The organism is Streptomyces sp. NPDC004542, assembly GCF_040610035.1.
Lineage (GTDB): Bacteria > Actinomycetota > Actinomycetes > Streptomycetales > Streptomycetaceae > Streptomyces.
Map to the genome: position 1 here is coordinate 23,985 of NZ_JBEXLP010000081.1, position 7,673 is coordinate 31,657.

General features: G+C 72.1%; 8 protein-coding genes and 2 tRNA genes. 8 read left to right on the forward strand and 2 right to left on the reverse strand.

Annotation, left to right across the window (positions count from 1 at the left end; all coding sequences use genetic code 11):
* Positions 1–8: 8 nt before the first annotated feature.
* From ABZX30_RS30525 to ABZX30_RS30540, 4 genes are all read left to right on the forward strand, one after another.
* Entirely contained in the window at positions 9–1,811 is a 1,803-nt protein-coding gene (locus tag ABZX30_RS30525) for a LytR C-terminal domain-containing protein (protein ID WP_355939188.1), read from the forward strand.
* 118 nt (positions 1,812–1,929) lie between these two features.
* Positions 1,930–2,376, forward strand: a complete 447-nt coding sequence (rsfS, locus tag ABZX30_RS30530; RefSeq protein ID WP_355939191.1) for a ribosome silencing factor — start codon at positions 1,930–1,932, stop codon at positions 2,374–2,376.
* Positions 2,373–3,041, forward strand: a complete 669-nt coding sequence (locus ABZX30_RS30535; protein ID WP_355939194.1) for a histidine phosphatase family protein — start codon at positions 2,373–2,375, stop codon at positions 3,039–3,041. Before rsfS ends, ABZX30_RS30535 begins: the two co-directional genes overlap by 4 nt.
* A 107-nt stretch (positions 3,042–3,148) precedes the next feature.
* Positions 3,149–3,221 (forward strand) — tRNA-Ala (locus tag ABZX30_RS30540).
* Here ABZX30_RS30540 and ABZX30_RS30545 read toward each other — a convergent pair.
* Entirely contained in the window at positions 3,203–4,153 is a 951-nt protein-coding gene (locus ABZX30_RS30545; RefSeq protein ID WP_355939206.1) for a helix-turn-helix transcriptional regulator, read from the reverse strand. The two genes, ABZX30_RS30540 and ABZX30_RS30545, sit on opposite strands and share 19 nt — an antisense overlap.
* A gap of 223 nt (positions 4,154–4,376) precedes the next feature.
* Here ABZX30_RS30545 and ABZX30_RS30550 point away from each other — a divergent pair, with 223 nt between their 5' ends.
* The 3 genes from ABZX30_RS30550 (at position 4,377) to ABZX30_RS30560 (ending at position 6,218) form a co-directional block, all read left to right on the forward strand.
* Positions 4,377–5,738 (forward strand): MFS transporter, encoded by a 1,362-nt coding sequence (locus ABZX30_RS30550; RefSeq protein WP_355939209.1) that lies wholly within the window; start codon positions 4,377–4,379, stop codon positions 5,736–5,738.
* Between the two features lie 69 nt (positions 5,739–5,807).
* Entirely contained in the window at positions 5,808–5,981 is a 174-nt protein-coding gene (locus ABZX30_RS30555; RefSeq protein WP_355939197.1) for a hypothetical protein, read from the forward strand.
* A gap of 3 nt (positions 5,982–5,984) precedes the next feature.
* Positions 5,985–6,218 (forward strand): hypothetical protein, encoded by a 234-nt coding sequence (locus ABZX30_RS30560; protein WP_006136074.1) that lies wholly within the window; start codon positions 5,985–5,987, stop codon positions 6,216–6,218.
* Between the two features lie 3 nt (positions 6,219–6,221).
* On the opposite strand, the gene ABZX30_RS30565 is transcribed toward ABZX30_RS30560, so the two are convergent.
* Positions 6,222–7,454, reverse strand: a complete 1,233-nt coding sequence (locus ABZX30_RS30565) for a glycosyltransferase 87 family protein (RefSeq protein WP_355939200.1) — start codon at positions 7,452–7,454, stop codon at positions 6,222–6,224.
* Between the two features lie 114 nt (positions 7,455–7,568).
* Here ABZX30_RS30565 and ABZX30_RS30570 point away from each other — a divergent pair.
* A tRNA-Ala gene (locus ABZX30_RS30570) sits at positions 7,569–7,641 on the forward strand.
* Positions 7,642–7,673 lie beyond the last annotated feature (32 nt).

Below are 7,673 nucleotides of genomic sequence, written 5' to 3' on the forward strand. Positions count from 1 at the left end.
GGGCACCGGTGAACGACCGATACGACCCGGGGTACGGGCAGGACCAGTACGAGCTGGTCGGTTACGACGAGTACGGGCAGCCTGTCTACCGGCAGGTCCCCGCCCCGCACACGCCGCCGCAGGGCTACGACCAGTACGCACAGCAGGGGTACGGCTACGACCCGTACGCGACCGGGCAGCGGCAGGCCGGGCAGCAGCAGTCCTTTCCGCAGCAGTCCGGGCCGCACCCGTCCGTTCCGCAGCAGTCCGGCCCGGCGTACGACGCCTACGACCCCTACGACACCGGGCAGCAGGCACCGGCCACTTCCCACGGCTCGTACGACGCCTACCACGCCTACGACGCCTACGACTCCTCGGGCCAGTACGGCACCGCGCCGCACGGCGCGGGCGGCCCCGAGCCCGCGTACGACCCGTACGGGCAGCAGCCGGCCGGCGGCCGGCAGCCCCGCGTCGCCGAACAGACCGCCCACATCCCGCAGCAGGCCGGACCCTCCGACGCCGAGGACGCGGACGCCCCGGCCGCCGGGGAGCGGGACCACGGCAGCGAGCAGTTCGCCTTCGTCGAGGACCCGGACGCCGACTCCGAGGACGTCATCGACTGGCTGAAGTTCACGGAGAACCGCACCGAGCGCCGCGAGGAGGCCCGCCGCCGCGCCCGCAGCCGGGTCGTCGCCCTCGTCGTCGTCCTCGCCCTGGTCGTGGCCGGCGGCGTCGGCTACCTCTGGTACGCCGGGAAACTGCCCGGTCTGTCCTCCTCCGGCTCGAAGCCGGGCACCACCACGGCCGCGGGCGCCCAGAAGCGCGATGTGATAGTCGTCCACCTGCACAACACCACCAAGGGCGGCACCTCCACGGCGCTGCTCGTCGACAACACCACCACGAAGCGGGGCACGACCGTGCTGTTGCCCAACGCGCTCGCCATGACCGGGGACGACGGCACCACCACGACCCTCGCCAAGTCGGTCGACGACGACGGCTCCTCCGGCACGCTGGACCAGCTCGACACCGTCCTCGGCACGAACATCGAGGGCACCTGGCGCCTCGACACCCCCTACCTGCAGAACCTCGTCGAACTCGTCGGCAACATCGACATCGACACCAACGCCGACGTGCCCGACCCGGCGGCGAAGAAGAAGGGCACCGCGCCCCTCGTCCACAAGGGTGAGGACCAGACCCTCAGCGGCAAGATGGCCGTCGCCTACGCCACCTACCGCGCCTCCGGCGAGTCCCAGAACGTCCAGCTGGAGCGGTTCGGCCAGGTTCTTCAGGCCGTGCTGCGCAAGATGTCCTCCGACCCGGCTGCGGCGACGACCACCGTGCAGACGCTGGCGCAGATCCTGGACCCCTCGCTGACCGACAAGGACCTGGGCACCTTCCTCGCCAAGCTCGCCGACCTCGCCAAGGGCGGCGACTACCGGACGACGCTGCTGCCGGTGCAGTCCGACGGCACGCTCAGCGCGCAGACCAGCGACAGCGTGGTGAAGGAGATCCTCGGCGGCACCGCCAAGAGCCCCGAGGCCGGATCGGCCGTCCGGGTCTCCGTCCAGAACGCCACCGGCGTCAAGGACTACACCGAGAAGGCACGCGTGGTGATCGTCAACGGCGGCTTCACCTTCCTGGAGGCCGGCACGGCGTCCGCCCCCCGGGCCACCTCCGAGGTGATCTACGCCGACGCCGCCGGCAAGGAGAACGCCACCGAGGTCGCCAAGACCCTCGGCCTGCCCTCCGGCTCGGTGAAGAAGGGCACGGTCAGCTCCAGCGCCGACGTCTCGGTGATCCTCGGCCAGGACTACGACCCGGCGTCCTCCTAGCAGGCCGCGCGGCACCGCGTCCCGGCAGCGCACCCCACGTGAGACCGTCATCGCGTGGGGTGCCCCGGCGGCTCATGAGACCCTTGGTGTCAAGTGACCGCCGACGGAAAGCCACGTAGTGACCGCCACCGACCGATCCCTCGAGCTCATCAACACCGCCGCACAGGCGGCCGCCGACAAGCTGGCCCACGACGTCATCGCCTACGACGTCAGTGACGTGCTGTCGATCACGGACGCCTTCCTGCTGGCCTCCGCGCCCAACGACCGCCAGGTCAAGTCGATCGTCGACGAGATCGAGGAGCGGCTCCAGAAGGAGCTCGGCGCCAAGCCGGTGCGCCGCGAGGGCGACCGCGAGGCCCGCTGGATCCTGCTCGACTACGTCGACATCGTCGTCCACGTCCAGCACAGCGAGGAGCGCGTCTTCTACGCGCTGGAGCGGCTGTGGAAGGACTGCCCCGAGATCGAACTGCCCGCCGACGCCAAGGCCACCCGCGGCAAGGCCGAGGAGCACGCCAGGCTGCAGGCCGCCGAGGACGCCGAGGAACCGGGCGGGGAGTGGCGATGAGCGCCACCGGCGAGGTGACCGACCGCAAGGACCGGGGCCGCCGCATCATCCTGTGGCGGCACGGCCAGACCGCCTGGAACGTGGAGCGCCGCTTCCAGGGCACCACGGACGTGGAGCTGACCGAGACCGGCGTCGGCCAGGCCCGGCGCGCGGCGCGGCTGCTCGCGTCCCTGGCACCCGACGCGATCATCTCCTCGGACCTCCGGCGGGCCGCGCTCACGGCCGCCGAGCTCGCCGCCCTGACCGGCCTGGAGATCACCCGCGACGAGGCCCTGCGCGAGACCTACGCGGGCGTGTGGCAGGGACTCACGCACGAGGAGATCATCGCCCGGTACGGCGAGGAGTACGCGGCGTGGAAGCGCGGCGAGCCGGTGCGCCGCGGCGGCGGCGAACTGGAGACCGAGGTCGCCGACCGCGCCGCGCCCGTCGTGCTGCGGCACGCCGAGAAGCTGCCCGAGGACGGCACCCTCGTGGTGGTCAGCCACGGCGGCACCATCCGCACCACCATAGGCCGCCTCCTCGGCCTGGAGGCGCACCACTGGGAGGGGCTGGGCGGCCTCTCCAACTGCTGCTGGTCCGTCCTCGGCCAGGGCCTGCGCGGCTGGCGGCTGCTGGAGCACAACGCGGGCACCCTCCCGGAACCCGTCCTCGGCGACGACGACTGAGCGACGACTGAGCGACGGCGGGGCGACGGCGGGGCGCGGATTTCACTTTCCGGCAGGTCGCAGGCTAAAGTTCTTCTTGTTCGCCCCGCCGAGCGGAGCGAGAGCAAGGGGCTATAGCTCAGTTGGTAGAGCGCCTGCATGGCATGCAGGAGGTCAGGAGTTCAATTCTCCTTAGCTCCACAGTCCGAAGATCCCGTCCCTTCAGGGGCGGGATCTTCTGTGCTCCACATGCGGATGACCTGCGCGGCCGCCTCGTCCGAGGACGGCCACAGCCGCTCCCTGCGTTCCCTGAGCAGAGCGACCTTCGTCCGCGCCTCCTCGCTCTCCGGGGTGTACGTCACGACCCGGCACTCCGGCATTCCGTCGATCGAGAGCGACAGCGAGGTCATCCTCAGCTCGCCCACCGCCTGGTGACGGAACGTCTTCACCCTCGGTCCCGGCTGTATCACCTCGCCGTCCGCCCACAGCTCGGCGAAGTGCGGGCTGACCGCCGACAGCCTGCGTATGAAGTCCTCCCACGCCGGTTCCCCCACGTGCCTGCCGTACCAGGAACGCAGCGTCGCCACCATCATCGGCAGCTCACGCTCACGGTGGACCACGGGGCAGGCGTCCTCGGGCAGGACGAACAGGGTCCACAGCACGTTCGGCACGCCGAGCCTGAGCGTGTCCGGCACGAGGAAGAGGTCGCGGTAGGCCGGATTGGTGGCGAGGACGTCGTACCGGGAGTTGTAGACCGCCGCCGGAAGCGGGTCGAGGGCGTCGATGAGGGCCTGGATCTCCGGGCCGGCCTTCTGTACCGGCTGCTCCGGGCTCGGGTCGAAGGGCACCTCCGCCAACCGGTACAGATGCTCCCGCTCCGGCGCGTCCAGCCGCAGCGTCCGGGCCACCGCGTCCAGCACCTGCGGGGACGCGTTGATCCGGCGGCCCTGCTCCAGCCAGGTGTACCAGGTGACGCCCACACCCGACAGCTGGGCGACCTCCTCGCGGCGCAGTCCCGGAGTGCGGCGGCGCAGGCCGGGGGGCATTCCCACGTCGGCCGGAGTCACGCGGGCGCGTCGGCTGCGCAGAAAGGCGGCCAGCTCGTGCCGGCGGCGCTGTGTCGTCCCCGTCATCGTCACGTCCCCCATCGTCGATGCCCGACTTGCCCGCTGCCAGGTGCTGTCGGTACCAGCATCGGCGGGCTCTCGGCACCCGTACCGGCCTCTCGCCAGGCTCGAGGGCATGACGACAACACCCCGCACGGGCGCCGGACGCCCGGCCGCGAACCCGTTTCCCCGTCCCGCCACCAGTAAAGCGCCCGGCACCGACAACCGGCCCCGGCCGCTGCTCGCGGTCGTGCTCACGGCCCAGTTCATGGCTTTGCTCGACGTGTTCATCGTCAACGTCGCCGCGCCCACCATCGGCTCCGACCTGCACGCCTCGGGCGCCGACCTGCAGTTGGTGATCGCCGGGTACGCCATCACGTACTCGGTGCTCCTCATCACCGGCGCCCGCCTCGGCGACCGGCTGGGGCACGGCCGGGCCCACCTCGCGGGGCTCGCCCTCTTCACCGCCGCGTCGCTCGCCTGCGGCCTGGCGCAGGGCGCCACCGAGCTGATCGTCTTCCGGCTGGTGCAGGGCGCGGGCTCGGCGGTGATGATCCCGCAGGTGCTGAGCCTGATCCAGCGCACCTTCACGGGTGAGGCCCGGGCGCGGGCCCTCGGCGCGTACTCGGCGGTCATCGCCGTCGGCGCGGCGGCCGGGCAGATCGTCGGCGGAGTGCTGGTGAGCGCCGATCTCCTCGGCACCGGCTGGCGGCCGGTGTTCCTCGTCAACGTCCCCGTGGGCCTCGTCCTCCTGGCCGTGGGCAGGAGGGTCCTGCCGCGCGGCGGTGCCGGCCGGGAGGCGGCGCGCGGCCTCGACCTGCCCGGTCTGGTGCTGCTCGGCGGGGCCGTCTCGCTGCTGGCGGTACCGCTGGTGCTCGGGCAGGAGGAGGACTGGCCGGTGTGGTCCCGGCTGTCGCTGGCGGCGGCCGCGGTGGTGTTCGGGCTCTTCTGCCGGTACGAGTCCCGGCTCGCCCGGCGCGGCGGCGCCCCGCTGATCGCGCCCCGGGTGCTGCGCCACCCGGGCATGGGCCTGTCGGTGTTCCGCGTCCTGGCCGTCATGGCCGTCAACGGCGGCTTCCTGTTCGCGGTCACGCTGCACGTCCAGGGCGGGCTCGGCTACAGCGCGCTGCGGGCCGGCCTCACCTTCGCGCCGACCGCGGTCGTCTTCGGCCTGGTGGGGCTGACCTGGCGCACATGGCCCGCCGCCGGGCAGCGGTGGCTGATCCCGGCCGGGTTCGCGCTCCTCGCGCTGTCCGTGGCCGGTGTCGGACTGGCCTTCCACGGCGGTGGCGGCGGCGGTCCCCTGCTCTACGCGGCGTACGCGGGCGTGGGCGTGGGCCTCGCCCTGGGCTTCAGCCCGACGCTGACGGGGGCGCTGGCCACCGTGCGGCCCGAGGACGCGGCGGACGCCGGCGGACTGCTCATGACGGTCGCGCAGCTCGGCCAGCTGATCGGTGTGGCGGCGTTCGGCACACTGTTCCTGAACCGGCTTGAGTCACTTGGGGTTCCCCGGGCGTATACCTCTGCGGAGGCGCTTTCAGTGTGCGCGTGGGCGCTGGCCGGCACGGCCGCGGTGGGTGCCGTGTCCGGACTGGTACTGAGGCGTCGCTGACCGTATTGGTCCGGCCGTGGCAGAATCAAACGGCCGGAAGGGGGCGCGGCCCGACGGGAGGGAGTAGCGATGCCTGCGAGCATCCTCGAGGAGGTCGGCCACCTCCTCGGTGCGGCGGTGATACGGGACACGGCCACCCGGCTCAGCTGCCCTTCCTGCGGTTCCGGCCATGTGGCCCAAGTCCTCGGCGACAACGGCGGGATTTCCTACGTGTGCACGGCCTGCGGCCACAGCTGGAGCTGATCGATGGGTGCACACAGGCGGAAGTGCGACTGGTGCGGGAGCGGTACGCCGATCGTCCGTGACATGGAGCCGATCAACCCGGACTACCAGTACTGGTGCGAGGAGTGCGCGCGGGCGCTGATCATAAAAGGCGACCCGATCGAGACGTACCGTGAGCTCGAGGGGGAGCCGATCTACGGCCGGCTCCTCGAGGAGCACTGCACGCTCAAGCGGTTCTACTCGTTCGTCACGGCCTGATCGTCACGGCCTGACCGTCGCGGCCTGACCGTCGCGGCCTGACCGTCGCGGCCCGGTCCGCTCCGGACTCCGGCAACGTAGTCCGGCGAGCGCCAGGAAGAGCAGACCGGCCACCGCGTAGAGGGACGACAGCGCCGACTCCACAGCCCCCTGGTGCAGTTCGGGCCGCTCCGGCCCGTGGGGCACCCACCACAGCGTGTACGAGCAGAAGACCAGCGCGGTGACCGCGGCGCCCGCGCGGTGTCCGTGCGTCCACAGCAGCAGCCCGAGCGGCACACACCACACCCAGTGGTGCGACCAGGACACGGGGCTGATCAGCAGCGCGGTCACCGCGCACGCGGCCACCGCCCACGCGTGCCGGCCGCGCAGTTCCGCCGAGACCGCCGCAGCCAGCCCCAGCACGGCCACCAGGGCCGCCGCGGCGGCCCAGGCGGCACCCGGGGCCGGAGTGTGCAGAAGTCGCGCGAGAACGCCGCGCAGGGCCTGGTTCGCGGTCTCCTCGGCGTGACCGACCCGGTTCGCGCGGACCACCATGCCGGTCCAGAACCGCCACGAGTCGCCCGGCAGGACGGCCGCCGCCAGCAGCGTGGCGCCGGCGAACACCGTGCCCGCCCCGCGCGCGTGGCGCAGCCGGGGCCCTGCGCTGCCGCCCCTGAGCCGTGCCACGGCACCGGCGGCCAGCAGGAACACCGCGAACAGCGCGGGCGTCAGCTTCACCGCCGCGGCCAGCCCCACGCCTGCCCCCGCCCAGCGGTCCCCGGGCCGGCGTGACAGGTCCCACAGCACCAGGACGGCGAGCAGCAGGTTGACCTGCCCGTAGCGCAGCGTCGTCCACACCGGCTCGCACCACACGGCCCCCGCCGCGATCCACCAGGCCGCCTCCACGCGCGCGTGGCCCACGAGCCGCAGCGACAGCCGTACGAACGCCACCAGCAGCGCGAGGTTCGCGGCCGTGGCCAGTGTGCGCAGGAGCCCGGTGTCCAGCAGCGTCAGCGGTGTGAAGAGCAGGGCCGCGAACGGCGGGTAGGTGGTGGGCAGATGCGCGGTGGTCATCCGCAGCGCGTACAGGTCGCCGCCCGCGCGGACGGTCGCCCCCTCCGCGCGGTACACCATCAGGTCGATCATCGACACGTGCGCGGCCCGCTGCGCGATCCAGAACGCCGTGAAGGACAACAGGCACGCCCCCAGGGCGGCCGGGACACGACGGCGGGTTCCGGAGGACGCGAGCACAGTCACGAAGGCCGACATTAGCCCCCGTACCGGCCCGCAACGGAAACGATTTGGTGCTGCACCCCCACGACCGTGTAATGTTGGCGTCGCCGCCGGGGAGACCGGGCGGCGAGACCGCAAGGGGCTATAGCTCAGTTGGTAGAGCGCCTGCATGGCATGCAGGAGGTCAGGAGTTCAATTCTCCTTAGCTCCACAGAAGTCGAAGGCGGATCACTCGATCGAGTG

Excerpts from the sequence above, each read along its gene's own strand:
- ABZX30_RS30535 (WP_355939194.1), top strand. The coding sequence starts at position 2,373 with ATGAGCGCCACCGGCGAGGTGACCGACCGCAAGGACCGGGGCCGCCGC.
- ABZX30_RS30545 (WP_355939206.1), bottom strand. The coding sequence starts at position 4,153 with ATGACGGGGACGACACAGCGCCGCCGGCACGAGCTGGCCGCCTTTCTG.
- ABZX30_RS30555 (WP_355939197.1), top strand. The coding sequence starts at position 5,808 with ATGCCTGCGAGCATCCTCGAGGAGGTCGGCCACCTCCTCGGTGCGGCG.
- ABZX30_RS30560 (WP_006136074.1), top strand. The coding sequence starts at position 5,985 with ATGGGTGCACACAGGCGGAAGTGCGACTGGTGCGGGAGCGGTACGCCG.